Origin of the sequence: Exiguobacterium sp. s150, assembly GCF_018618435.1 — a bacterium.
Lineage (GTDB): Bacteria > Bacillota > Bacilli > Exiguobacteriales > Exiguobacteriaceae > Exiguobacterium > Exiguobacterium alkaliphilum.
Genome location: NZ_JACSMC010000073.1, coordinates 1 through 1167, shown reverse-complemented (window position 1 = coordinate 1167; position 1167 = coordinate 1). Strand labels below are relative to the sequence as shown.

At 48.5% G+C, this 1167-nt stretch carries 10 tRNA genes and 1 rRNA gene; all 11 read right to left on the bottom strand.

Annotated elements, in window-relative coordinates:
* Positions 1–103: 103 nt before the first annotated feature.
* A tRNA-Pro gene (locus KNP76_RS15565) sits at positions 104–180 on the bottom strand.
* A gap of 6 nt (positions 181–186) precedes the next feature.
* A tRNA-Arg gene (locus KNP76_RS15560) sits at positions 187–263 on the bottom strand.
* Positions 264–272: 9 nt separating this feature from the next.
* A tRNA-Leu gene (locus KNP76_RS15555) sits at positions 273–357 on the bottom strand.
* Positions 358–364: 7 nt separating this feature from the next.
* Positions 365–439 (bottom strand) — tRNA-Gly (locus tag KNP76_RS15550).
* 19 nt (positions 440–458) lie between these two features.
* Positions 459–539, bottom strand: a tRNA-Leu gene (locus KNP76_RS15545).
* A gap of 32 nt (positions 540–571) precedes the next feature.
* Positions 572–647: transfer RNA gene (locus tag KNP76_RS15540), tRNA-Lys, on the bottom strand.
* 13 nt (positions 648–660) lie between these two features.
* Positions 661–736: transfer RNA gene (locus KNP76_RS15535), tRNA-His, on the bottom strand.
* A 10-nt stretch (positions 737–746) separates the two neighbouring features.
* Positions 747–822, bottom strand: a tRNA-Thr gene (locus KNP76_RS15530).
* A gap of 8 nt (positions 823–830) precedes the next feature.
* Positions 831–906: transfer RNA gene (locus KNP76_RS15525), tRNA-Phe, on the bottom strand.
* Between the two features lie 17 nt (positions 907–923).
* Positions 924–999 (bottom strand) — tRNA-Asp (locus tag KNP76_RS15520).
* Positions 1000–1078: 79 nt separating this feature from the next.
* Positions 1079–1167: ribosomal RNA gene (rrf, locus tag KNP76_RS15515) — 5S ribosomal RNA — on the bottom strand; the annotation flags it as partial.

Sequence of the window (1167 nt, the reverse complement as noted above, 5' to 3'; positions counted from 1 at the left end):
AGAATTTGATATAGCTCTTGAAATGACGAAGCTTGCGCTTCATTCAAAAATTTAAAACTTATTTTTGCCTCATCGTTCAGTTTTCAAAGACCAAAAAAATAAATGGTCGGGAAGACAGGATTCGAACCTGCGACCCCTTGGTCCCAAACCAAGTGCTCTACCAAGCTGAGCTACTTCCCGTTAAAATGGTGCACCCTGAGAGATTCGAACTCCCGGCCTTTAGATTCGTAGTCTAACGCTCTATCCAGCTGAGCTAAGGGTGCAATATAAAATGCGGTCGAGAGGACTTGAACCTCCACGGTGTTAACCACCACTAGGCCCTCAACCTAGCGCGTCTACCGATTCCGCCACGACCGCATGTAAATGGAGCGGAAGACGGGATTCGAACCCGCGACCCCGACCTTGGCAAGGTCGTATTCTACCACTGAACTACTTCCGCATAATGAAGTTTGAGGAGATGCGGGTGAAGGGACTCGAACCCCCACGTCAAAGACACTAGATCCTAAGTCTAGCGCGTCTACCAATTCCGCCACACCCGCACAATATTTAAGTATAGTTAATTAATGAGAAATGGTGAGCCATGCAGGGCTCGAACCTGCGACCCTCTGATTAAAAGTCAGATGCTCTACCAACTGAGCTAATGGCTCATTAATTAAAAAATGGGGCGGCTGAAGGGAATTGAACCCTCGAATGCCGGAATCACAATCCGGTGCGTTAACCACTTCGCCACAACCGCCATGCAAAAATGGTGCCGGCGAAAGGATTCGAACCCTCGACCCTCTGATTACAAGTCAGATGCTCTACCAACTGAGCTACACCGGCGCTGTAAATGGTGGCTTTGGACGGAATCGAACCGCCGACACAAGGATTTTCAGTCCTTTGCTCTACCAACTGAGCTACAAAGCCAATATGAAATTAAAAAATGGCGGTCCTGACGGGGGTCGAACCCGCGATCTCCTGCGTGACAGGCAGGCATGTTAACCACTACACCACAGGACCACATTAAGTATTGCATCGACTTTACCTATTTTAAATGTCCTAGACAGATAAGTCAATAACTTTTTCAAAAAAACAAACCGCCTGGCAACGTCCTATCCTCACAGGGGGAGACCCCCAACTACTTTCGGCGCTGAAGCGCTTAACTTCCGTGTTCGGCATGGGAACGGG